This window comes from Shewanella waksmanii (genome assembly GCF_043643685.1).
GTDB lineage: Bacteria > Pseudomonadota > Gammaproteobacteria > Enterobacterales > Shewanellaceae > Shewanella > Shewanella waksmanii_A.
This window is the reverse complement of the sequence record NZ_JBHZSN010000001.1, coordinates 37,194-60,141: the sequence shown is the minus strand read 5'-3', so window position 1 is coordinate 60,141 and position 22,948 is coordinate 37,194. Positions and strand designations below refer to the sequence as shown.

Annotated in this window: 23 protein-coding genes; 8 read left to right on the top strand and 15 right to left on the bottom strand. The window is 43.5% G+C overall.

Annotated elements, in window-relative coordinates; all coding sequences use genetic code 11:
* Positions 1-20: 20 nt before the first annotated feature.
* Positions 21-806: a CLCA_X family protein gene (locus tag ACHUFW_RS00290; protein WP_394199872.1), complete on the bottom strand. Its 786-nt coding sequence runs from the start codon at positions 804-806 to the stop codon at positions 21-23.
* Between the two features lie 154 nt (positions 807-960).
* On the opposite strand from ACHUFW_RS00290, the gene ACHUFW_RS00285 reads away from it, so the two are divergent.
* Together ACHUFW_RS00285 and pyrC are read left to right on the top strand one after the other, a co-directional pair.
* On the top strand, positions 961-1,146 hold the full coding sequence (locus ACHUFW_RS00285; protein ID WP_028773232.1) for a hypothetical protein: 186 nt from the start codon (positions 961-963) through the stop codon (positions 1,144-1,146).
* Positions 1,147-1,387: 241 nt separating this feature from the next.
* The gene (gene pyrC, locus ACHUFW_RS00280; protein WP_394199870.1) at positions 1,388-2,428 is read left to right on the top strand and encodes a dihydroorotase; all 1,041 of its coding nucleotides are present in this window, start codon (positions 1,388-1,390) and stop codon (positions 2,426-2,428) included.
* A 67-nt stretch (positions 2,429-2,495) separates the two neighbouring features.
* On the opposite strand, the gene ACHUFW_RS00275 is transcribed toward pyrC, so the two are convergent.
* The 6 genes from ACHUFW_RS00275 to ACHUFW_RS00250 all read right to left on the bottom strand — a co-directional run bounded on the left by ACHUFW_RS00275 (position 2,496) and on the right by ACHUFW_RS00250 (position 7,393).
* A complete protein-coding gene (locus ACHUFW_RS00275) occupies positions 2,496-3,722 on the bottom strand; it encodes a threonine/serine exporter family protein (RefSeq protein WP_394199868.1) in 1,227 nt (408 codons plus the stop codon).
* 141 nt (positions 3,723-3,863) lie between these two features.
* Entirely contained in the window at positions 3,864-4,112 is a 249-nt protein-coding gene (locus tag ACHUFW_RS00270) for a hypothetical protein (protein WP_394199866.1), read from the bottom strand.
* 210 nt (positions 4,113-4,322) lie between these two features.
* Entirely contained in the window at positions 4,323-5,459 is a 1,137-nt protein-coding gene (locus ACHUFW_RS00265; protein WP_394199864.1) for a permease, read from the bottom strand.
* A 464-nt stretch (positions 5,460-5,923) separates the two neighbouring features.
* Entirely contained in the window at positions 5,924-6,223 is a 300-nt protein-coding gene (locus ACHUFW_RS00260; protein WP_394200472.1) for an ArsR/SmtB family transcription factor, read from the bottom strand.
* A gap of 117 nt (positions 6,224-6,340) precedes the next feature.
* Entirely contained in the window at positions 6,341-6,700 is a 360-nt protein-coding gene (locus ACHUFW_RS00255) for a hypothetical protein (RefSeq protein ID WP_394199862.1), read from the bottom strand.
* Positions 6,701-6,856: 156 nt separating this feature from the next.
* Positions 6,857-7,393, bottom strand: a complete 537-nt coding sequence (locus ACHUFW_RS00250) for a sigma-70 family RNA polymerase sigma factor (protein WP_394199860.1) — start codon at positions 7,391-7,393, stop codon at positions 6,857-6,859.
* Between the two features lie 311 nt (positions 7,394-7,704).
* Between ACHUFW_RS00250 and ACHUFW_RS00245 the strand changes: the two genes are divergently transcribed.
* The 5 genes from ACHUFW_RS00245 (at position 7,705) to ACHUFW_RS00225 (ending at position 10,681) form a co-directional block, all read left to right on the top strand.
* On the top strand, positions 7,705-8,007 hold the full coding sequence (locus ACHUFW_RS00245) for a hypothetical protein (protein ID WP_394199858.1): 303 nt from the start codon (positions 7,705-7,707) through the stop codon (positions 8,005-8,007).
* A 120-nt stretch (positions 8,008-8,127) separates the two neighbouring features.
* Positions 8,128-8,406, top strand: coding sequence for a peptidylprolyl isomerase PpiC (gene ppiC, locus ACHUFW_RS00240; RefSeq protein WP_394199856.1), 279 nt, complete (start codon positions 8,128-8,130; stop codon positions 8,404-8,406).
* 289 nt (positions 8,407-8,695) lie between these two features.
* Entirely contained in the window at positions 8,696-9,400 is a 705-nt protein-coding gene (locus ACHUFW_RS00235; RefSeq protein WP_394199854.1) for a Crp/Fnr family transcriptional regulator, read from the top strand.
* Between the two features lie 77 nt (positions 9,401-9,477).
* On the top strand, positions 9,478-9,828 hold the full coding sequence (locus ACHUFW_RS00230) for a hypothetical protein (protein ID WP_394199853.1): 351 nt from the start codon (positions 9,478-9,480) through the stop codon (positions 9,826-9,828).
* Between the two features lie 55 nt (positions 9,829-9,883).
* Positions 9,884-10,681, top strand: a complete 798-nt coding sequence (locus ACHUFW_RS00225; protein WP_394199851.1) for a hypothetical protein — start codon at positions 9,884-9,886, stop codon at positions 10,679-10,681.
* Between the two features lie 180 nt (positions 10,682-10,861).
* Here ACHUFW_RS00225 and ACHUFW_RS00220 read toward each other — a convergent pair whose 3' ends face one another.
* The 7 genes from ACHUFW_RS00220 to rsgA all read right to left on the bottom strand — a co-directional run bounded on the left by ACHUFW_RS00220 (position 10,862) and on the right by rsgA (position 19,087).
* Entirely contained in the window at positions 10,862-11,242 is a 381-nt protein-coding gene (locus ACHUFW_RS00220; RefSeq protein WP_394199849.1) for a hypothetical protein, read from the bottom strand.
* Positions 11,243-11,404: 162 nt separating this feature from the next.
* Complete coding sequence (locus tag ACHUFW_RS00215; RefSeq protein ID WP_394199847.1) at positions 11,405-12,190, bottom strand: alpha/beta fold hydrolase; 786 nt, start codon at positions 12,188-12,190, stop codon at positions 11,405-11,407.
* Between the two features lie 22 nt (positions 12,191-12,212).
* Complete coding sequence (locus ACHUFW_RS00210) at positions 12,213-13,220, bottom strand: DUF2817 domain-containing protein (protein WP_394199845.1); 1,008 nt, start codon at positions 13,218-13,220, stop codon at positions 12,213-12,215.
* A gap of 129 nt (positions 13,221-13,349) precedes the next feature.
* Positions 13,350-15,323, bottom strand: a complete 1,974-nt coding sequence (locus ACHUFW_RS00205) for a pre-peptidase C-terminal domain-containing protein (protein ID WP_394199843.1) — start codon at positions 15,321-15,323, stop codon at positions 13,350-13,352.
* A gap of 68 nt (positions 15,324-15,391) precedes the next feature.
* Complete coding sequence (locus ACHUFW_RS00200) at positions 15,392-16,048, bottom strand: Lcl domain-containing protein (protein ID WP_394199841.1); 657 nt, start codon at positions 16,046-16,048, stop codon at positions 15,392-15,394.
* On the bottom strand, positions 16,045-17,586 hold the full coding sequence (locus ACHUFW_RS00195) for an ethylbenzene dehydrogenase-related protein (protein ID WP_394199839.1): 1,542 nt from the start codon (positions 17,584-17,586) through the stop codon (positions 16,045-16,047). Before ACHUFW_RS00195 ends, ACHUFW_RS00200 begins: the two co-directional genes overlap by 4 nt.
* Positions 17,587-17,914: 328 nt before the next feature.
* Positions 17,915-19,087 (bottom strand): ribosome small subunit-dependent GTPase A, encoded by a 1,173-nt coding sequence (rsgA, locus tag ACHUFW_RS00190; RefSeq protein ID WP_394199837.1) that lies wholly within the window; start codon positions 19,085-19,087, stop codon positions 17,915-17,917.
* A gap of 1,287 nt (positions 19,088-20,374) precedes the next feature.
* Between rsgA and ACHUFW_RS00185 the strand changes: the two genes are divergently transcribed.
* Entirely contained in the window at positions 20,375-22,495 is a 2,121-nt protein-coding gene (locus ACHUFW_RS00185; protein WP_394199835.1) for a putative bifunctional diguanylate cyclase/phosphodiesterase, read from the top strand.
* Here ACHUFW_RS00185 and ACHUFW_RS00180 read toward each other — a convergent pair.
* Positions 22,478-22,852 (bottom strand): DoxX family protein, encoded by a 375-nt coding sequence (locus ACHUFW_RS00180; RefSeq protein ID WP_394199833.1) that lies wholly within the window; start codon positions 22,850-22,852, stop codon positions 22,478-22,480. The genes ACHUFW_RS00185 and ACHUFW_RS00180 overlap by 18 nt on opposite strands.
* Positions 22,853-22,948: the final 96 nt, after the last annotated feature.

Sequence of the window (22,948 nt, the reverse complement as noted above, 5' to 3'; positions counted from 1 at the left end):
CACATTGTGTAAAGTACTTGCTAACTTTTCTCACGCCCTAGCGCATCACCTAGCGGCTCAAAGTAACCCAATAACGCCGCATATATTTGTTCGCGGTGCGCAGCATCTGGATAACCGCCAACACTGGCTAAGTCTGATTTGAGTGTTTCGTTCACCAAGTAAGGGTTATGAATATCACTGCAAGATTCAATACAGGCTTCAAATGCCCGCGCCATCAGCTCGCTGGGCTTAGAAAAGTACTGCCTCGCATATTGCTTGTCTAACGCGATAGCGCGACTGACATATGCATGACCGTCGTTACCATCGCCGCTCAATAGCGTCACCGCAAACAGATCTGATAAACGTTGATTAAGTCCGTGCTCCACCATAGGCACATCCGCCAGCCAAGCATTACTGGCAAATGAGATAGCACCCGGTTTTACTTTAAACGCCTTAGGCGCGATGTAATGATCAAACGCATGCCAAAACTCATGGGCTAAGGCCCCCGCTCCGGCATTTTTCGCCAACGCCAGTTCACGATGTGCTGGCATATAATGGGCTTGTACGCCCTGCTGGCCGCCGGTACCGAATGCCAAATTAAGGGTTTGACGCAGACCTATGGCATGGGGAGGTAGCTTTAACATGTAAGCTAAATCGGCTAAGGCATCGAAAATCAGGTTTGCTGCTTTGTGTTTTTCTTGCTCTTCAACCCAACTGCCAATGCGGATCTGGTTAAGGTTAAAGGTATGCTTCACATCCACAAACGAGACTTGCTCGCCAAAACGGTAGTCGGGACCTTGTCGTTGATACTGCCTTTGCTTTAACACGGATGCACTCGATTAATGACACTTTAATGGCCACTATTCTAGCGGAATTTACTGCTTATGCCTGCTAAAAAGTTTAGCAAAAGATGTTCAACAAGCGTTCAGCTAGTGCTTGCTATATTGGCCCCGCATTCAAAAAACAGCAGGAGATGGGACAATGAAATTATCGACGTTATGGTTAGTTATTTTAGTAATGAGCACTGTGGTTGTGGCTGTCTCAGGTACCGTTTTCTGGCCAATGCTAGCCACCATGTTTGTCGCCATGAGCTTAGGCTTGTTAGTGATGTACAAGCTGGGTAAGGCGGCAGACAAACACTTTGTCGATTTTTGCTCACCGCATTAGTGTCGTGAGTCAATCGACGAGTAAGAGCGAGTCAAACTCAACGCTGCCGAGCCTTCGGCAGCGAAGCTATAGCGGTTAACAAACACCTTCCTAAACCAGCTTTGGTTGCCACTTCGGCAGATCCTTTCAGCCATTAAGCCTAATATCAGCGACAGCGATGCAAGTAAGCCTATGCTGATCAGCGGTTTTCAGGCACAATATGCGCCATAATTTGGCCCGCTAATGAACGCTAGGAACTCTAATGACGCAGATCACCCTACTAACACCTGACGATTGGCACCTTCATTTTCGCGATGGCGATATGCTAAACGAGACTGTGCCTGCCACTGCACGCTTGTTTCAACGCGCCATTGTGATGCCCAATCTGCTACCTCCGGTGACCAACGCAGAGATGGTTAACCAATACCGCGAGCGCATTTTAGCGGCGCGCCCACAAGGTTCAACGTTTGAGCCGTTAATGACTATCTTCTTAACCAATACCACCACTAAGCAAGATATTCTTGATGCAAAGGCGGCCGGTGTTGTTGCGGCGAAATTGTACCCAGCTGGGGCAACCACTAACTCAGATGCCGCGGTTAAAGCACTTGATGCCTTGTTCCCTATTTTCGAGGTGATGGCAGAAGAAGGTATGCTGCTATTGATCCACGGCGAGGTGACTGAATCACATATCGATATTTTTGATCGTGAAGCCGTGTTTATTGAGCGTAACCTCAGTCGTATTGTTGCAGCGTTCCCACATTTAAAAGTGGTATTTGAGCATATCACCACTAAAGATGCTGCAGAGTTTGTTGCTGATGCATCAGACAATGTTGCTGCAACTATTACTCCGCAGCACTTACTGCTGAACCGTAACGATTTGTTAGTAGGTGGCGTTCGTCCCCATAACTTCTGTCTACCTGTGCTTAAGCGCAATATTCACCAAGAGGCCTTGCGTGCTGCAGTGGCTACCGGATCATCTAAGTTCTTCTTAGGTACTGATTCTGCACCACACGAAAAGCATCGTAAAGAATCAGCCTGTGGCTGCGCTGGTTGTTACAGTGCATGGAGTGCATTAGAACTTTACGCCCAAGTATTTGATGATTTAGGCGCGCTAGATAAGTTGGAAGGCTTTGCCAGTACCCATGGACCAGATTTTTATGGTTTACCACGCAACACCTCAACGGTGACTTTAGTGAAAGAGACGTGGACCGTACCGACTGAGATCATTTTGCCAAACGGCAACCCAATTGTGCCGTTCTTTGCAGGTGAAGAAGTTCACTGGAAAGTCAAAGCGCAACGTTAAAGGTTAAAAACAAAAACGGCCAAAGTGGTAACACCTTGGCCGTTTTTTTATGGCTTGCCCAAACAAGCTACAAAGCTTTACGTGTTGGCACAATCACGTTAGCGAAAATCAATCCCGCCACCAGCGACATAAAAATAATAAACACTTCAGGGCCAATGTTTTGGGTGTTGACTAAATCTTTACCGGAAATAAATGAGTCGAGACCCATATAGGTTTTTGAACCGGGAACTAACAAAATTAACGCGTGCATCGCTACGATGCTTGAAGGCTGATTAGCAACCCGACTAAAGATATTGGCAAAAGCGCCTAATGCAAAAGCGCCCATGAATGAACCAACCCCTTGGGTCACATATTGTGAACTCCATACCGTTACACCGAAGGCAATAAATGCACCTACCACGGCCCAAGGTACATGTTTGACCCGTACACGGAATATCGGCACTAAGGCTAAACTTAAACAAAGCACCCCCAGCCAACGGCCCCAATAAGGCAGAGACTCTCCAGCTTGATACACGTTCTCACCAAACAGTGCAAAACCTAAGCTAACCCCCAAGAATGCACCAAAGAACAGCTTAAACAGCTGCATGATGGAGTCCATCACCCGTGCGGTACCCGATACTAAGTTACGCGAAGATAGCTCCGATAAACCAATGGTTAATGACAAACCCGGGATCAAAATAATGATAGACGACAAGACAATAATCGGAATATTAATCCCAGGGTCGAGGTAATAACCGATGGCACAGGCAATCAAACCTGAAAAAAACGCCGTCACCGGTTCTAGCATGGCTAAAAACCGCTCAGATTGCAGTGAGCCAAGAATACCAATATAGGTGAGTGCGCCCAGCAAGCCTGACCAACCAATTTCAGATAAACTCGCGCCCATCAGCATGGCAAAGGCCGCAGAGGCTAAGCAATAGGCCAATAAAGTTTGTATTTTGCCGTAGGCGGGTTGCATAGCATCAATTTCATCAAGCCGTTGGTCGGCCGCGGCTAAACTAATTTCACCAGCCAGCAGCGCCGCAGCCACCTCGTCGGTGAGAGACAGCGCCGCCATATCAATCTCACCGGGCTGCATGCGCACTGCATGATGGTACTCATCTTCTTGGTCGCTGGTACGCAGCATGAAAATGATTGAAGTCGGGGTAGAGATAAAAGAGGAGTTCAAACCAAAATGATTGGCAACTTCAATAAGGTAAGATTCCAAGCGAAACGATGGACTACCGTACTTGTGCAGCATTTTGCCTAACTTAACAATAAAACGCCGATAGGCTTTAAATGCTTGGGGATCCATGACGATTCCTTAATAAAACAGTGGGTGATAGCCGTAAGATGGGGCTATTCCATTGCCTAATAAGCTAACGCGAAAAGCAGTTAAGGTGCAAAAGAAATTCGCTAATAATCAGCTAACTTAAAGCATCAAACCACTGAAAAACTAATAAAGCACTGCACCATCATCTTCCTCTAGAATCTCATCAAGGATAGCCCTGTCCTCGATATCACGGCGCAACTGCTCTCGACGCAGCTCACACTGCAAATCACACCCCGTATGGTCTTGATGCACGCGATGGGTAACAGTTGTAGTTGACTCTGGATTTAACGCTGACGGATTGTTATGCTGAGCACAGCCACTGCTGCTAACCAACACTATTAAGCTGAACAAAGTCATTCTTAGCATCTTCATAATTGTCTCCAGTTCATCAAATGACTACTTTAAGTGACCATTATCTTAAAGTCTTTCATGCAGGTTAAACTGGTTATTATTCGATTGTTAAATAGGATTCAACAGTTTTTCATCTCGTCGTATGGATAGCCCATTATGCAAAAATATCATTGACCCTTTGTGGTGCTTTGCCTAGCAATCGCCTTGCCCAGCATGCACCACTCAAAAATACTAACTAAACAACCATTGGTATATAAAGCCTGCCGCGATAGCCATAGTGAGGATCACACTCACAAAGGCAATGATCATTTGGTTTTTGAATATTGACTTCAACAATATCACTTCGGTCAAACTGGCCCCTGCACTACCAATGATTAACGCCATAACCGATCCCAACGCCATACCTTTTTTAACCAATGCTGCACTTAGCGGGATAACGGCTTCGGCACGAATATATAAAGGAATACCAATCACTGCAGCCACAGGAATCGCATACCACATACCCTCACCTGCATATTTAACAATGAGTTCTGTTGGCATAAATCCATAGATAAACGAACCTAACGTAATACCAAGCAATAAATAAGGCAGCACTTGTTTAAAGTCTTTCCAGGTTGAGTGCCACAAAGCAATCCATTTGTTAGGCGTCGCCTTTGCCGTCTCATCACTGCCGCAGCAAGATTGTGTAGGCTGTGGCTTAGCTTCTGCAGTGCAGCAACTTGTGGTCTCTGCGGTCACTTTAGCTGAATCGCCACAGCAACTGTCCGCCTCGGTTTCACTGTTTTGCATCTTGGCTGAATCACCACAGCTGCTTACCTTTGGCTGCGATTCACCACAACATGCAGTTGCAGCGCTCGCTTTGGGCTTAGGCTCACCACAAGTTGACAGCTCACAGCTTGCCACACCAGCGGCTTCATAAGCTTCAGGTTTTACGTAACGCTCAAAGCCAAGTTTTTCCAACATCCACCCAGCGACAATCGATACAACAAGTGCAACGGCAAAGTAAAACAATGCCACTTGCCAGCCAAAGGTCACCACAAATAAACCAATAATAATTGGGTTAAGTAATGGGCTTGAAAACAAGAACACCATCATAGGACCAAAACCGGCTCTTGCTCTTAGTAAGCCTTTTAAAAAAGGAATAGTTGAGCATGAACAAAATGGGGTAATGGATCCCAGTAACGCTGCAATCACATAACCCTTACCATTACGCGAACTCAATATCGACTGAATTTTGGCTGGCGTGATGTACATCTGTAATACGCCAACTAAGTAACTAATTGCTAGAAACAGCAGGGTTAACTCTACTGCGAGAAATATAAACATATCTGCGGCTTCATAGGCCATGGCTAATATTTCAGGGCTCATTGCTTTTCCCACCTTGATCTGACTTAATACGGTTATCGAATTATTTCGATATTTGTCGAAATAATACTCCTGAAAAATCTCAAGTCAACCTATAATTCCAGAATTACCGAAATATCTATTAATTTTTTCTAATGGAGCAGTGCTATACGGCATTAACCTATTGAATTTAACTTAATTTTTATAAAGAGAACTGTATCGATGAGATGAAAAAGCAAGTCAGAACAAACAAAAACATTTAAAATCAGGTGATTAGTGCATGTTTTTCTTTAGATCTGCTTGTTGCGGCAGTGACTGTTTTTTCAAGACACTTTATACAAGGCATATTATAAAAATGGCGTCGACACAGTGTTGCGCTACTTGATAGACCGATAACGCAGTATAAAGGCGTCACAAACACTGCTCGAAGCGGTCGGTTACAAGCGTCACCGACCTAACAACATTTAACGACAACAGGTCAACACGCTCTAGCTACACTTTTGCTCGTCAAAACAGCATTCATCTTGTAAAAAACCAATCACTTTTTCTAAGTTATCAAACTCACCAACACAAAAAAGTGTTCGCCCTTCTCGGCGTTGAGACAGTAATTGTGCCGACATTAAGCTGGCTATATGATGGGACAAGGTGGAAGCAGGAATAGCTAACTGCTGCTGGATATCTCCTACAGCAACGCCTTGATAACCCGCGCGGACAACACGTTTAAAAATAGCGAGACGAGTCGGGTGCCCTAACTCTTTTAGCGCTTTAGCAACGACTTCAATATCCATTGATGGGCTCATGTGAACAATTCAATATATTTCGATATTAGCAGAATTATTACTAGGAGCAAATAACCCACAGTCACTAAATGACTGTGGGTTAACCGTAGAACGAGTCAGAAAAATTTAAACGAACTTAGGCACAACATGCAGACTTTTGCTGAGTGCCACTGCAGCAAGTTTGGTTATCAATACAGCAGTCATCATTAGCGCATTCACACTGGCAAACACACTTGCCATCAACACACTCACAGCTGCATTGGCACGCTTGATTATCTGTGCAGCCAGTTTGTTTACCGTCACAGCAGTCATCGTTAGCGCATTCGCACTGGCAAACACATTTGCCATCAATACACTCACAGCTGCATTGGCGCGCTTGGTTATCTGTGCAGCATGTTTGTTTACCGTCACAGCAATCATCGTTAGCGAACTCGCACTGGCAAACACATTTGCCATCGACGCATTCGCAACGACATTGGTCTTCATGAGTGAAGTCTGAATTAGGTTGACAACATGCTGCTGTTTTATTTTTGATGGTTTCGCTCATTATGTTCTCCAAAATACTATCTGCCAAAAGGCACTTTTAGGTTTACTCATAAAGACGAAACCAAAAGCAAAAAGATGCAATATCATGGAAAAATTTTAACAGCCCTTACAATTAGGCTGCTCAGTATCAAAATCATCAATGCGACCTTGCTTGTTCACCACAGGCGCACAGCATCCTTGAATACTTGTTGCTAATAATTGCCGACCGCGGCGTACCCGCGATTTAACGGCGGGCAGACTTAAATTGAGTTTATCGGCTACGACCTGATGTTTTAAGCCTTCAAGCTCACTTAGCAATAACACAGTTTGATATTTTTCATCTAAGGTCATGATCATCGGTCGCATACATTGACTCATCGTTGTAAACGCATCGGTAGGCTCTGTTTCTTGCAGCAGATCATCAGGCAAGCTTTCATTAGGTTTGTGGGTGCGATAGTAATCAATGATGGCATTCTTGGTCACTTTATATAGCCAAGCAATTGGTGAGTTTGGCGGCGTAGATTGCTGTAACAGCTTAACAAACACGGCACTTAGGATATCTTGTGCATCCTGTTGATGACCTATTTTGCTGATGATGAAACGTAATAATTCTTGTTGATATTGGCTAAACGCAGTCGATGCGACTTGCTGCATAACAAAACCTCTAGATTGGCAATCTCACAATTTACCCCGACTAACGGGTGATACCAATATAGACGATAGCATCATCAAAAAGATGCACTAGCTTGGCTGCCTGTTGCCCATCCAACCTTAAGACTTACCGCTGAGCCCGGTATTAGCCGGAACAATAGCAAGCTTAAACCACTGATTAACATCAACATATAACTAAAACCACAACTAAAAAGGTTAAAAACTAGACAGCAAGATAATTATCTCATACCGTAAAAAGTGTGATACAGATCACGCAGCCGAATCATAAGCAGTATTCATACAGGGAGATTTTCATGACCTACAACTCTATAGCGCGCATTCTAGCTGGCATGGCACTGGTAGCCAGTTCATCCAGTTTCGCTGCGCTGCCAACAACCATAGAATGCAATGATTGCAATGATACGCAACGCGGCCAACTTGCAAAAAACTACCTTGATCAAACCCTGTTAATGGTTGATGTGGTCAGCCGTACCGTCAATAAGTTCACTGTCGATAAACAGGGTAACGTCAGCCAGAATCAAGTTTCGCTGGGTGATGTTAATCATGTTAACCGGATTTATGATCACCGAAAAACGACCCTTAGAGCCGCAAAATAGTCGCTAATAAGTCCTCACTATCGGGCGATTTACTCGTCAACTTGCCTTAGCCTGATTGCCGCAAAAGCTGGTATACTGCCAGCTTAGTTTTAGGTTAAAACAATTACGGCAAGTATCACTATGGCAAGAACCGCTGCAGCACTACATATTTTGGTCAAACACAAAGAGTTGGCTGAAGAGATTATTCAGAAACTAAACAAAGGCGCCAAGTTTGATGTGCTAGCCAAGAAACACTCAACTTGCCCATCCGGTAAAAAAGGTGGCAGCTTAGGTGAGTTTAAAAAAGGCCAGATGGTGCCCGCATTTGATAAAGTTTGCTTTACCGGTGAGCTTATTACTCCGCACCTAGTGAAAACAAAGTTTGGCTGGCATGTGGTGAAGGTGCTTTACAGGACCTAAATCAACCAGCCAAGTGACTGGTAATGATCGTGTCACTAAGATGCTGGACCACATTTAAACCAGATTTACAGCCGTAGCCCAATGAGTGAAATCTATTACTCTACCAATTGAACATTCGGCGACTTAATTACAAGTGTCCGCTTGCGGATACTTGCTCACCATTATTAGCGATATACTTAGTATCATATGCTACCACTTCAGACACAAACGAGTTTAATGACTTAGTCGCTAGATAAAAGCGCAGTGGTTCATAGATGAAATAACAGCTGAATTTTAAAGTGAGGTGGTCATGCACAAAACATCACAAAGTCTAGATATTAGATGGACTGCAGAGTTGTCATCGTCACTGCAACAAGCATTGTTGAACCTTTCTGAGCGTAAAAAGGTGTTTGAGCCAGCATTAGATAATTCCCAACTAATTAACCAAGGTGCTAATTTTATCGAGCAGGGTACGTTAGCTGTTTGTATTCAAACCCCAAGTTTAAAGACCGCCAACTGTATTGTTATTGGGAAAGGCGGCTGGTTTGGTAACTATATTGACGGTGCATCAAGCTTGTCATCATTCGTATTTATTGAAATAGAGCCCTGCACGGTAGTCCATTTCAATAACGACAAACTGAAAAAAATCGCATTAACCAACAATGAAATTTACAAATGGTTTTACTCACTGACATTTGAATCTCGAGCCAAATGGCTACAAAGCCAACTAATCAATAGCGAGAGTTTGCTAGTCCGTGTGGTATATCAATTGCTCGAAATTCTATTGCACATAACACAAGCTAATGCCGACGATGAAATTGCCGTTTCTCAGCAACAGCTCAGTGAGATGACAGGTATTGCTAGGCAAAGAGTCAATGAGGTGATGAAACAGCTTGAACGTGATGGCATTGTCCAATTATGTCGGGGAAAAATTGTGGTAAAAGATCGGCAACGACTATCAAACCAATTGGAAGGCGTTGATCTGAGCATAAACGATCCAAGAGCTTTTCTATAAACATGTAACCCAAACCAATATGAAACGCACATATCAGGAACTCACCTGAGGTCAGCGTTCACCTTTAGGAAACTTCAATGCCTTTTATTTATGCCGTTATGATAGAAACTGACGCTAAAGATGATGTAAATCAACTATTTCGTGATAACAAGCTACAGGGCGAAGTCATCACAGATCGAAATGGCACAGTGTTTATTTGTCCACAAATAAGCAAAAGAAGGTGGGAGACTTACCCACTGTCATACCAACTAAAAGACCAGTTCGATCATCAGTGGGACCAAGTCATTAAGGCAAGCTTGCAATATATGCAATCACGCTACAGTGTCAAAGTCATCCATAAACAACCCAGCTGGTTGGCAATTAACCAGCCTCATCGTTGCTCACAAATGGCCCTACATATCGACAATGCCGATATGCAGGCTTCTTGAGCAGTAAAACTCAGTGACTTTCCAGTTTTAATTGTTGTATCAAAGAGAGAATACTATGCAAGGTTTTTACTACTTTAAGCTTTTACTTTTGCTCAGTTTAAGTGTTTTAGCTTCGGCTTGTGGCAGCGGAGGAAGTGACAATAGTCCTAAAACTACCTCTCCAATAAAAACTGCCAGCATTAAGCAAAATATTCGGGTGTTCGACTTTGTTTATGGGGGAAGTGATTATAGCACCGTCCATTTTGCAGCCTATAGTAATAGCGAAAACAAACACATGCTGACTCCAGACTTTTGGCTATTTGGGTCAAGTTCTAGCTCTCAATACCACTATGAGTTTAAACCAGCAGTCAGCAAACAAGTTACCGTTGAGCTGATTGACCGCAATACTCAAGTTGTACATCAACAAGTAAAAATCCCTGCAAATGAAACACAGGCTTACTGGGTTTTCGCCTTCGGCAATACTCTGAATAGTGATTACACCTTGTACAGTGTACCAAGACCTAAACTCAGTAAAACCAAAGACACCGTTCCACTTTATCTCATTGATGCCTTGACGCCAGACTTTCACTCCCAGTCAGATATTTACCTCAATGGTAAACGCGTCGTAAGCGACTTAAACAGTACAGTACTATCAAAGCCACTCATTTTATCAACGCAACAGTCATTGATAAATATTGAAGTTCAGCGACAAGGGAAGGTCATTCACCGCTGCAGTGATATTCAACCATCACCAAATTCTTTAGCCGAATACGAACAGCAACAATGGCATGAGACACCTTGGATACTCGTGTTTGCTCCCGATCAACGTTGCTACTTATATCCGGTCGACTTGCAACAGCAGTTAAACAACTAATACAACTCAGTAGTGAAGTTCTCTTCAAACAAGCACAATAGCACTAAACTACGCAACGCGTGCTAGCCTAAACTAATTTCATAGCCCAAATAGAAGGATAAGAATTACTTGTCTTTGATTTCATACTTCCCATGCTGTCGACAGATTCAACACCATGGGAAGCTTGAAATCTTACTATCACTAGTTGCAGTTATTGCATAGCTCACTGCTAGTTAAATCTAAATCTTGTGCTTTAGGTGCACTATTAGCAGCGTTCGCTTTGGGCTGTGTTGCCAAACTGTCGTCATGGTGAGCACAATCATGATGTTGAGTCGTGGTAACCGAGAAAACAAACACAATAAAAAACATTAAATTACCCAACAATAGATAGGGCAAGTTACCACGGGTTCTTATGGCTATGGCCAAGGTTCCTAAACCATTAATCACCGCCATGGCTATCATTAGAAATAAGGTGGCTTGATCACTTTCTATCAGATGAAAATAGTGCGCAATCGCCAATAACACGGTACTACAAGTACAAACTGCTGGTATAAAAACCAGCAACCAACCTAGGTTTTTCAAACTACTTTTCTCCATTTCCCGCTTAACTCACCGCATGTAAGTATTTTCCGGGAACAACAATGTTCAACATGTAGAGCAAGTGCATAACACTTGGTTCAACATGTAACGACACTCTTTTGCAAAAACCTGAATAAACTTGAAAGCGATCACAAAATGACGGGGTTAATGCTGCAAACACCGATTGAGGATGGTCGCTAATTGCTCGGGTTGGTCGAGGCTGACATCGTGGCCGGTGTTTTCAATATAGTGGATTGGGCAATCGTAGAAGCGCGCCAGTGCAGCGCTGCATTGCGGGCTGACTAGACGGTCTTGCTTTGCGGCAATAATGTCGATGTTGCACGTTAACTGTGTGGGGGCATTAAATTTAACACAAGCCCATATTTGCCGCACACCATTGATACTGCGGCAATGTCGCTCAAGGCGCCATACAGACCACTGGTGAATATAGCTTGGCTGTTCAATAGCCACCATGCTGGTTAACGCCAGCACAATTCGCTCTAGCAAGCTGTCATCTTGTTGGGCTGCGGGTTTAAGCTTGCCATCACCAATATAACGCCTCAATTGCCTAAACGCGCAGATAAACAAGCTATTTAACCTAAAACGTTGATACCATCGACTTATGTTAGCAGCGCTAGAATTTATCAACACCACACGCTCAACGAGCTGAGGATATTGTTTAGCGATATCCAGTGCCACCATCCCGCCCATTGATAAGCCGACTATCGTTACCGGCTGCGATAACATGTCAGGCTTACAGAGCTTGAGTTGCTCAATCACATGATCGCCATAAACGCTAATATGATATGGACTTGCACTTTGATCAAACTCACCATTGCCCAGCATGTCAAAACAAAGCACCTCATGGCCGCTAGCTCGCATACGCTGCTCAAAGCCATGCCAGTGGCGTTTATCGCGCATTAAGCCACGTAATAGTACCAAGGTTGCCATTTAAGTTCCTTGTTGATCGCAACTACTTACACCAGATACGCCGTGCATCTTTGTTGAGCCCAGTGAGCACTGGAGCCGATATCTTTTCCAATACATTAGCATAGGCTGATTCCATCAAGAATTGCATCAAGATCAGATGCCGACGTAAAATTCTGTCATGTCGGTGGGGCTTTTGCGGATTAAAATAACCGGGGAAATTAAACATCTGCCGCGGATTTTTTCTAACCCATGCCCATGACCCCATCTCCAATGTTAAGGGGATAAAGGGTGCCTGCTTACCGTCATTAACACTCAAATAATCCCATATATCACCGTGAGTTTGGTAGTAATGGTTTTGTGGTGCAAAGCGATAATATCCGTGATGAGGATAGCCCTTATCAAACAGCTGCTTTAAGTGATAAATGTAGCCCATACCTTCAAAAGGCTTTTTTGAATAGGCATAGGGAAACCAGATATGATCTTCCATGCCAAAGCCAGAATGCACATCTAAACACACTAAACTACTGCTGCGTTGTTGCTGCGCTTGTACATAGTCAATTAATGCCCGTGTTTCGGCTTCCAGTTGTGTACCACGATACCAAGGAAGCTTAGCGGAAACCCTTTGTCCCCCCACCATAAACGTCGCGCCATTGTCAGCCTCGATAGGCGCATTGCGCATCAGGTCAACATTGTTGCCATTGCCGCGAGTTCCCTTTAAAAACCCCACAGGATTGACTATGGGTAAAAAGGCCACTCTGACATGACGCAGTAACTGTTGCAGGTGCGTGTCCCAGGGTAATCGATTAATCAGGTTATTTAGGCAAGCTAAAACCACTTGCGCACCAATGCGTTCAACACCGTGAACACCACCGACAAACAATACGGTAGGACATTTATGTTGTTTACCTAGCTCAATGGCTGTCAAAGATACGGGCGTTCCGCGGTAATGTAAGTCGAGTAAAGAGTGATGATGGAAATGATTTTGATGTTTTGCAATCAGGCGCTTTAGGGTATCAATCTCAAATGCGTGCTCGAACGAAAACTTGCTCATAGCGGACAAATCAATCTGACTTTTGTGGTTAATTTAACACCTAAATGCGTCAGCCTTATTACACTTTCAACAACTTAGGGCTTATTCAAAAATTAGCCTTAGCACCTGCTAAGGCTAATAGGTTCACTGTTACTGATATTGATAACTTAAGCTGACTCCACTAAAACTACTGTATGCTTTAACACCAAAATGCCACACTCCAGCTTGGGGCGCAGTTAAGGTGCAGGTCTCTTCGTTGCCATTTCGATAGGGTCGACATTGATAGCTTGTATTCGTTGGCTGACTTCCTGATTGCACATATAAATCAGCATCACCTGTACCACCACTAATAGTGACGGTTAAACTGGTCACTCCAGCAGGAAGCGTCGCACTATGATACGACCAATTCCCTGTCGACTCCGCTAAATTATTGAAGCTTCCAGAGCCACCGTCTCCGCCGCCACTATCTATTTGATACTCTCCTAGTAAGCTCACTCCGTTAAAACTGGCGTATCCATTAAGCATCACAAAATACGTTCCCGCCTGCACCGGCGTCATACTACAAGACTCTGCATTGCCATTTTTATAGGGTCGACAATCATAACTGCTTAAGGTTGGAGCACTGCCTTGTTTGACATATAAATCAGCATCACCGCTACCACCAGTGATGTTAAAGTCTAGGCTAGTCGCAGCCTCTGGTACCTCAAGTGTAAAATTAAGCTGATTGCTTTTGCTCGCCGAAAGTGAGGTCGCGGCCACCCCATTTTGCAATGGGATCGCAACAGGAGGATCAACAGGATCAGTATTTCCTGAATCAATGATGCTCAAGCCATTACCCGCCTTAACCAACTTAAGCTTGTCGCCAACACTAGATGCTTGCCACCAATTAACGCTACTGGGCAGTGCCAATGGATTGGCTAACCTTTCCGCTCGAGATAAAGTGCTTGCCGATGCATCAAATTGAGCTGTGCGCACCGTCAGTGTATCACTGGTGACCGAAATCACTTTAAATTGTTGGATGCTGGCTAAATCAATTGTCCAAGATTTCGGGTCGTTGGCCGAACGTGCAGGCGCTCCCCAACTCCCCTCTCCGACATATACCGTGCCACCTGTTGTGGTAGCATTAAAACCACTGCTGGTTGGTGTCAGTGCTTCAGTGATTTTATTAATATGGGTGTCGGACTCAACCACAAGATTCATATCTTGGTTGTAAAAAATATCCGCCCACCAGGTATGCAACTCAGTATTGTCAGATTTACCGGAATAATGAGGAAACATAGGTTTATGGTACTGAGCAATACGCCACGTTGCGCTAGCACCTTGCGCTACTAAGTCCTGACTTAACCAGTTATTCATGGCTGTTGCATAGCTCGACCAACCAGAATTTTTAAACTGACTATTCAAGGTGTACACCCTGAGTAAAGGAGAAACATTAAACGCGCCGTAAGTATCATGGGCGTTACACACGCCATCTTGATTATAATCACTACCAAAGACCTGACATAAGGTATTGTAATTATTGTCTTCATGATTACCGTGAGTTGGTACAAACGGATAGATACGTTGATAGCTATAGCCGTCAATCATGTCGCTAGAAAAGGTCAGCTGCCAATCACTCAAATAGCTACGCATCTCTGAAGCGCTGTTGGCGTTGGTGTAGTCACCACCGTGTAATATGACTAAAGGGCGAATCTTAGCCACCAATCGATTACCATTTTGCCTGTTGGTCCACCCAGTACGGGTATCGCCTCCCGCTATTGCAACAAAACCGCTGCTATCATTAGGTGCAGTCTTAAACCACATACGTTGTCCACAGCCACTGTCATCACAGACTCGATAATAAACAGCTGAGTTGGGTGTTAACCCTGACAACTTGACAAAGTGGCTGGTCAAACTTGACGCAAATGTTCGCGTTGCCGTCGGTGCCAGAGTTTGCCAAGTCGTTTCATCGGTGCTCAAACCAAACTTAACCACATGATTACTACTACCATCTGGAGTAAAACCAACCGTGGCTTGAGTTTGAGGCGATGCATCCCATATTAAACGATGATATTGACTGCCTGCGTCAACAGGTAAGGCAAAACCTGCCATCGCGCACACTGCTAATTTGATTAAGCTTTTCATTCATATTCCCTATATGTTGAATTTCCCATTAGATACTGCATAAATAAAATGCCGAACATTCGGCACGACTATTGAGTGCCAGTTGACTGAAGTTGCGCAGGCAACTGGTCAGTCACTAGCAGCACAAATGCGGCATTTCGATATGGCAGTGTCCGGCTAACACCTTGGGAAAAATCAACAGCAATCGCCCCCTCTTTTAAGTCTGAAAAAACACCACTAAGAGGCTGATTATGATTGGCGGACCAATAGTCACCAACACGAATTTGAGGAAAGAAATCAACAGCAATATGCAGCTGCTGATGCCTATCTTGTGCAATGAGTAGCCCCTGTAATTCATCAAGGCTCGGTAAACGCCATTGGGTTACCGTGCATAATTTCTCATCATTGGTCCGTCTGATAAGATCTTGGCTGTCACAACCTGTAGATTCAAAGTAGCAATCCCCCATATCAGCTTGACCTGTAGTGCCGTTATGCCAAGAGTATGACCAGTAACCGTCATGGATAGATTCATCATCTCGTTTCACTTCCCACAATACCTGCTGAGATTTATCAAACACACATGACCAAGGTCCTTGCCAAGGTGTGAGAGGTTTGCCTGCGGCACTGACTTTGATATATCGAGCTTCGGCACTCGTTGCTGAAATAGGCGTTCTTGAATCACTCATTTTGAGTATGAGTATGCCAATTGCAAAGCAGACTAATAAGATAAGCAGCCGCCGAATCATTGTAGTAATCCTTCGCTAGGATAGTTGAGTCTAAGCGGCCTGTTGTGACGGGTATGAGCAACTTGTGCATGATCGAATGCTGACACCCACATACATACCTCATCTTGCAACATCACATCTTTTTCAGACCCAGTATTGTTTTTTCGCGCCATTTCAAGGGTCCAATAATTATCTTGCCAAACCCCACGAGCCCGCACATCGCCGCGATCACCTTCAAATTGGTTAGAACGCAATAAAACAGAGGGCAGTCGAGTCCCTACAGGATAGTGATCAATATCGGTTCGATATGGTTGAGCTTGAAACCAAGCTAGCGGCGAGGTTATTGCCACTTTGGGGTTGCTTGGTAAGCGTTTAGGTTGAATATACTTTGGGTTATACCACTGCCAATTCATGACATAGGCACCACTCTCTTTGCCATCTACCTGATAACCCGCTGTGTAACGTCGCTCCCCCAACCGCACGGATAACGGAGGACCAAAATAATTATCATCAGCTTGTAACATTGAGTTGGTTCTTACCGCTTTCCAGTGCCATAAGTCACGAATTCGGCCATCAAGACTGGCGTGATAACCTTTTCCATGCCAATTACTCGGCCTATTCGATAAGGGATTTCTACCCACAAGCGCTGTTCCATCTGCACCAAATTCACACGTAGTCGACAACATCACAGCAAACTTATCTTCGTAATAAGCTGTCTCATTAAATGTACTAAAGCCTGCGCCTAATACTCGCCAGCCATCAACTTCCTTCTGCAATGGCAGGTGAAGTAAGCTTTCACTGTTATCGAACCAGCGAAATAAAAAATAGCTTTCTTTATCATTAGTTGCTGCTTTGATGCTTACCGCGGTGCGACCATTTAGAAAATTAGCTCCGCCATGGGTAAACACAATGGCTTCTTCTGCATCATGCCAAAAAGACTCTTCTGCAAACCCATCAATATTAATGGCTTGTTGACTTTCGAGTTCTAACACTGTGATTTCGTGAGTTAACTCAGCGTCAAAATATATTTTCACCACAAAAGAAACAACTATTAAAAATACAAAAAACTCATAACCAACTAATAAAGCCTGCTTATTAAAAACTTGCTTTAAGACTAATAAACCTCGCTGTAAAAAAAGTATCACACCATGAAGTATAAAAAATACCATGAGTGTAATGGCACTTATATAGTGCCATTCACTCAATAGTCTCCCTATGACGCCGTCTGTATACCCCAAATATGCAAACACGCCACTAAGACATAACGATAACATAGCGATATAAGCTAAATATTTTAAGGCGATGTGGAAACCTTGGTTTAATATCCTTTGGCGAAACTGGCTACGCAGCACGCCGTATAGAATGGTGACGGTCAGAATCCCCATACCACTGTATAGGTGAATTTGATGAACTCTGCCTTGCGGCAATATGAAGTCTGCCATCAGCCAGTCATCACGGCTAACCGTACTAATCGCTAGCCCAGTTAATAAGCTAACACATACAAATAAAATGACTAACAAGTGCAGTACAACAAACATCCCTTTATATTGAAGCCGCATATTCCCTCAACTAAACAAACGAATTGAAATTAATTTCACACACCCCAACTCTACAGCCAGAAGATAATAAAAACCTTAACAAGCCAATATGAAACAAATAAAACAATTAAAAACAAAAGACAAACAAACACAAAAAAACGTGAAAAAATAGACAGAAACAAGATAAAAAATAGACTTATTAGATATAGCAAAAAGAAATAATAGGGATAAGCAAATAAAAAAACACATTTAAATCATGATTACATCACAAAAATTGGCTACGCTAAGTATTAATAAAACTAAAAAGGCACCGTTAAGGTGCCTTATATTAGAGGTAATTTAATTCAGCCTAACCACGCTTATGCTGCCTTGCATCATCTTGTACTCGGCGATACATCTTACTTAAGCTTTTTCCGTGAGCGCGTTTTTGCGCAATACTGGCGCCATTTAGCGCTTGTTCACGCAGTAACTTTTGATAGCTAACCAATCGCCGAGAATCCAACTCACCGCAACTGATTGCCTGCTGCACTGCACAACCTGGCTCCGTTTGATGGGTACAATCGCCAAAGCGACATTGCTGCGCCAATGACATCACATCTGCGAAGGTGTTTTGCACGCCATCTTCACAATCAGCTAGCTGCAACTCTCGCATACCCGGCGTATCAATGAGCAAGCCACCCGCTTGAGTAAAGTGCAATGATCTGCCGGTGGTGGTATGTCGCCCTTTAGCATCATCTTCACGAATACCTGCAGTTTGCTGCTGCGGTTGCAATACTAAGCTATTCACTAGCGTTGACTTACCGACACCGGATGAGCCAATCAATGCCACGGTTTTACCTTTAGCAGCATAACTGGATAAAACAGCAACGCTGTCAACGTCTAGTCCGTTAACCGTTTCAATCAGTAACTGACTATCTAGGCGACGAAGCTGTTCAATATAGCTTTGCACGTCATCGCACAAATCTTGTTTAGTGAGCACCAGCACAGGCGTAACACCAGCTTCATTCACTAATGCAAGATAACGTTCAATCCGATTAAGATTAAAGTCTTGGTTGAGTGATGACACTATGAACACCCAGTCAAGGTTGGCCGCAATCAGCTGTTGCTCAATCTTGCTACCCGGTGCTTTACGGCTAAACAAGGATTGGCGCTCAAATAGATGCACGAACCGTTGCTGCTTATCTAACATAACCCAGTCACCCACCGTCATTACCGGCAGCTGCGGGTGTAGCATGAGTTTGTGCTCACCTTGAGGCGATAACAATTGGTAATGCTGTCGATGATGGGCAACGACTCTGGCATACACTGAATCTTCACTGCGACGGTTTTGTTCAGTGCTCATTTGAGCTAATTGAACTTGAAGTTGCTGATTCCATCCGAGCTGCGCAAGTGTGCAGTATTTTGCATCTACGTCAGCGTTATTAGCGTTTGCCGTCGCTGTTGTATTAGCTTGTGTATTAGTCGGTTGTTGAAGTGTTTTTTTGCTCGCACGAATTGATGCGAAACGATCAAATTTTGTCATGGTGACCCCAGCGCCAAGCGCCTGAATGTGACATTCTGGGATACTTATATAGGTAAGTTCCCCGGTTTAATGTTCGAGAACCGGGCAATATGCAGAGTTAAACCGCAACTATCTTTAAGCGTTTAAGACTATCTTTATGCGTTTAAGACTATCTTTAAGCGTTAAGACAGCAGGCGTTTTAATTAACGTGCGTTGGTTGCCCAGTTGAGGCTAACAACAATCATCAAATCTCCTTAACTAACTCGGGTAAAAATACGTCATATTCGATGGCTGAATTTAGCAGCATAATCGCTAAATAACCAGCACTCGCATTAATTCATAATAACTAATTTATAAAAAGTGTTCTGCACATCACATAACCTCGCACGACTAGTTCCAAAAAAAGGCCAATATGAATGCTTTCGCAGCTACTGAAGCTAATTTTAGCAACGGTTAGGAAAACACAATTTATGTTGGCACAAAATCTGAGAAAGCCCCCTCCCTCGACGAGAAACGTCTGGGTTGATATTTCTATCTGGCAACTGGGTGTTGTTACAGGCCTCCACACAACTCAGTTAAAGGGCCAAAATTGACAAATCTTCTGTCACTGACATTTTGCATGATAGTAATGATGTTGCTATCGCTGCCACTATAGTCACACTGGCTAAAGCGTGAGTTTAGGTGCGATTGGAGAAAAAGTAGGGCTAGAGCAACAACGGGGACTATTAGAAGAAATTGGTGCCTGGATTATCAAGGTTACTTGTATCACAAACCCCGCCCCAACAAGCGTTTATAGAGTTTGCGACTAACTATACAAATAAGCCAGCTCTAGTCAGCTCAGAACCCTTTTGCGGATACCCCTATTAAGTGACTTCTTCGATTGGATAAGGCGTATCCTGCTATTGAGTGACTCTCCCTCTTTTTTAAGTGAATTGCTTGATGCTGTGAACCCTATGTTTTGTTCACCCCTTTACACGCTCAACAATGACGAAATAGCCAATCTAAGACCATAATCAGCGAATAGGCTAATCGCCCCCCATTTTGCGTTCAATGGTAGGCAATACTAAAAAAGTTGTTACAAAAACCCCATCTATAAGCTATTAAACTCAATAGATATTGTGTTAACAATCGACCTAAGCACCGATGAATCCACCAAAGAATTCTCAACAAACAACTATTTTCGACTAAGCTTTAAGTACCCTTGAAAAATGAAAGGACTCAGCAGGGTCACGATTTTTAGCCCTTTTGAGGGGTGTCATATTCACCACGTTGTTAAGTAACTCATAAGTCACTAAGGGAATAGTTATTATGAATACCGCCAGCAGTAATGCATTCACCATAAACCACTTTCGTGAACTGATTGAGCAGTTTCCTCTGCCTATTGCCATCATCAATACCAAAGGCATTATTCATGTAGTCAATCAACGCTGGCGTAACTTCAGCTGCTTTAAACATTTAAACATCGCCATATGGACCGGTATCAACTACCTCAATATTTATCAAAACGAACAAGATAGGCAAAGTCAAAATCTACAGCTAGAGATCGATAGGTTGATTAACCAAGAAGTCGATTTTATTCGCTTAGAATATCTGAGCTTTCAAAAACATAGAGAGCGTTGCTTCCAACTTAGTGCTACACGTTTAGTGATAGGCGATGAAACCTATCTATTTGCAATTCATGAAGAAGTGCTTAATCGCAGCGAGCTGTTAGATAGCCAGGAGAGGCTTGCCATTGCTGCAGAGGCAGCCGAAATTGGCATCTGGGATTATCAAATCGACAGCCAATCACTCATCTGGGATGACTGGATGTACAAACTCTATGATGTTAATCCTCAACAAACTTCGGCGACATTTGATACTTGGGCCGACGCCATCCATCCTGATGATGCAGCCAAAGCGCTTCACAGTTTTCAAGACGCCATTGCCAATGCGAAAAACTTTAACGGTGAATTTAGAATAGTCCGCGGAGATGGCGAAGTCAGAACCATACAAGCTTCAGCAAAAGTAATAACCGACCAACACAATAAAGCCATTCGATTTATTGGTTCAAATATTGATATTACCGATGTCGAAACCAGTAAAAATAAGATTCATGAGTTAGCCTATTTTGACCAATTAACTAATTTACCCAACCGTCGCCTACTAAAGGACCGCTTAATGCGATCACTCGCCGTTAGTCGCCGGCTGCATTTCTATGGTGCAGTATTATTTATAGATCTAGACAATTTTAAAGAAATTAATGATATCCATGGTCATGATTTAGGTGATGAAGTGCTGACTGAAATCGCAGCGAGATTAAGTAACGCTATCGGTATTGAAGATACCTTAAGTCGCTGGAGTGGTGATGAGTTTACTATCTTGCTACCGCACATTTCATTAAATGAGCGTATCGCCGTCGATTTTGCACGTACCACGGCGGAAAGCATACAAAATAGCCTAAGCCAAGTTATCGTCAGTAATGGCTGCATGTTTAAACTGACCGCATGTATCGGTATTACTCTATTTAACCATGTAGGTACCACCTGTGATGAAGCATTAAAGCAAGCCGACTTGGCTTTGTACCGCTCTAAAGATAGCGGAAAAAACCACATCAGCTTTTTCGACCCAGCCATGCAAACCGATATTCTAAACCGCAAACAGATGGAAATAGACTTGGAAAACGCCTGTTTAAATGGCGAATTTACCCTGTATTATCAAGCCCAGTTTAGTGACGACAACGGTATTATCGGTGCAGAAACCTTAATTCGCTGGCAGCACCCACAAAAAGGCTTAGTCAGGCCTGATGAGTTCATCCCAGTACTAGAGGAAACCGGGCTGATCATCGAAGTGGGAAAATGGGTGCTTTCAGAGGCCTGCGCAAAACTCGGTGCCTGGGCAAAACAGCCGCTGTTTTCCCACATGACCTTATCCGTTAACGTTAGCTCGGTGCAGTTGTTAGACAGGAATTTCACCCTGTATGTGAAACAACTTATTGATATCCACCAAGTCCCCAAAGGTAAGTTAAAAATAGAGATCACCGAAGGCATTTTTATCGACAATATTGACACAACGGTAGCGATAATGGACGAGCTGTCCGACAGTGGCATTATCTTTTCCTTAGATGATTTTGGCACCGGCTTTTCTAGCTTAAGTTACCTAAAATCGCTGCCACTATCGCAGCTGAAAATTGATAAATCTTTTGTCAGAGATTTGCAGCATGATGAAAACGATGTGGCGATTTCAAAAACGATTGTCAACTTGGCTCAGAGTTTAGATCTCAACGTGATTGCCGAAGGGGTCGAGCAAAATGAACAGCGGCAAATACTGCGCAACCTTGGCTGCTACAACTATCAAGGTTACCTGTATCATAAACCTGAGTCTTGTCAGCAATTTGAGCAGTTTGTTCGCCAGCAGCAATCACACCATCATCAATTAAAATCCACCGCTTAAATTGCCAAAAGCAGAAGCGGATAGCACAGTGGTAGATAGTACTAAGGTCACTATCGCCGCTATGGCATTGCGAGCACTATCAAAACGCAGATGACAAACAATCGCACCAGCTGAAACTGCCGCTATTGCCAGTGCGCTTAACTGCGCAACCATGGCGTGTGGCCACCACAGTCCAATCGCGGCAGCGAGTTCGATTATTCCCACAGTCAGCATCATTGAGCGATTAAAGCCATAGGACTGAAAAAATGCTAATTGAGTTTGATAAATAAATTTCTGCCAACCAAACACTTTGATTGATCCAGCAACCACAAAAAATACACTCAACAACAGTTGCAAAACCCACACATAGACCTGCATAAACTTGTCTCCTCATTCATTTCAAATTTGAGTATATGCAAGAAATAAATTCGCAAATATATCAATTATTGACTAGTATCTATTCTGAAATGGAAT

Bases quoted from the DNA above. Each gene is read 5' to 3' on its own strand.
- ACHUFW_RS00285 (WP_028773232.1), top strand. From the start codon at position 961: ATGAAATTATCGACGTTATGGTTAGTTATTTTAGTAATGAGCACTGTG.
- pyrC (WP_394199870.1), top strand. From the start codon at position 1,388: ATGACGCAGATCACCCTACTAACACCTGACGATTGGCACCTTCATTTT.
- ACHUFW_RS00275 (WP_394199868.1), bottom strand. From the start codon at position 3,722: ATGGATCCCCAAGCATTTAAAGCCTATCGGCGTTTTATTGTTAAGTTA.
- ACHUFW_RS00270 (WP_394199866.1), bottom strand. From the start codon at position 4,112: ATGAAGATGCTAAGAATGACTTTGTTCAGCTTAATAGTGTTGGTTAGC.
- ACHUFW_RS00265 (WP_394199864.1), bottom strand. From the start codon at position 5,459: ATGAGCCCTGAAATATTAGCCATGGCCTATGAAGCCGCAGATATGTTT.
- ACHUFW_RS00260 (WP_394200472.1), bottom strand. From the start codon at position 6,223: ATGGATATTGAAGTCGTTGCTAAAGCGCTAAAAGAGTTAGGGCACCCG.
- ACHUFW_RS00255 (WP_394199862.1), bottom strand. From the start codon at position 6,700: ATGAAGACCAATGTCGTTGCGAATGCGTCGATGGCAAATGTGTTTGCC.
- ACHUFW_RS00250 (WP_394199860.1), bottom strand. From the start codon at position 7,393: ATGCAGCAAGTCGCATCGACTGCGTTTAGCCAATATCAACAAGAATTA.
- ACHUFW_RS00245 (WP_394199858.1), top strand. From the start codon at position 7,705: ATGACCTACAACTCTATAGCGCGCATTCTAGCTGGCATGGCACTGGTA.
- ppiC (WP_394199856.1), top strand. From the start codon at position 8,128: ATGGCAAGAACCGCTGCAGCACTACATATTTTGGTCAAACACAAAGAG.
- ACHUFW_RS00235 (WP_394199854.1), top strand. From the start codon at position 8,696: ATGCACAAAACATCACAAAGTCTAGATATTAGATGGACTGCAGAGTTG.
- ACHUFW_RS00230 (WP_394199853.1), top strand. From the start codon at position 9,478: ATGCCTTTTATTTATGCCGTTATGATAGAAACTGACGCTAAAGATGAT.
- ACHUFW_RS00225 (WP_394199851.1), top strand. From the start codon at position 9,884: ATGCAAGGTTTTTACTACTTTAAGCTTTTACTTTTGCTCAGTTTAAGT.
- ACHUFW_RS00215 (WP_394199847.1), bottom strand. From the start codon at position 12,190: ATGGCAACCTTGGTACTATTACGTGGCTTAATGCGCGATAAACGCCAC.
- ACHUFW_RS00210 (WP_394199845.1), bottom strand. From the start codon at position 13,220: ATGAGCAAGTTTTCGTTCGAGCACGCATTTGAGATTGATACCCTAAAG.
- ACHUFW_RS00205 (WP_394199843.1), bottom strand. From the start codon at position 15,323: ATGAAAAGCTTAATCAAATTAGCAGTGTGCGCGATGGCAGGTTTTGCC.
- ACHUFW_RS00200 (WP_394199841.1), bottom strand. From the start codon at position 16,048: ATGATTCGGCGGCTGCTTATCTTATTAGTCTGCTTTGCAATTGGCATA.
- ACHUFW_RS00195 (WP_394199839.1), bottom strand. From the start codon at position 17,586: ATGCGGCTTCAATATAAAGGGATGTTTGTTGTACTGCACTTGTTAGTC.
- rsgA (WP_394199837.1), bottom strand. From the start codon at position 19,087: ATGACAAAATTTGATCGTTTCGCATCAATTCGTGCGAGCAAAAAAACA.
- ACHUFW_RS00185 (WP_394199835.1), top strand. From the start codon at position 20,375: ATGAATACCGCCAGCAGTAATGCATTCACCATAAACCACTTTCGTGAA.
- ACHUFW_RS00180 (WP_394199833.1), bottom strand. From the start codon at position 22,852: ATGCAGGTCTATGTGTGGGTTTTGCAACTGTTGTTGAGTGTATTTTTT.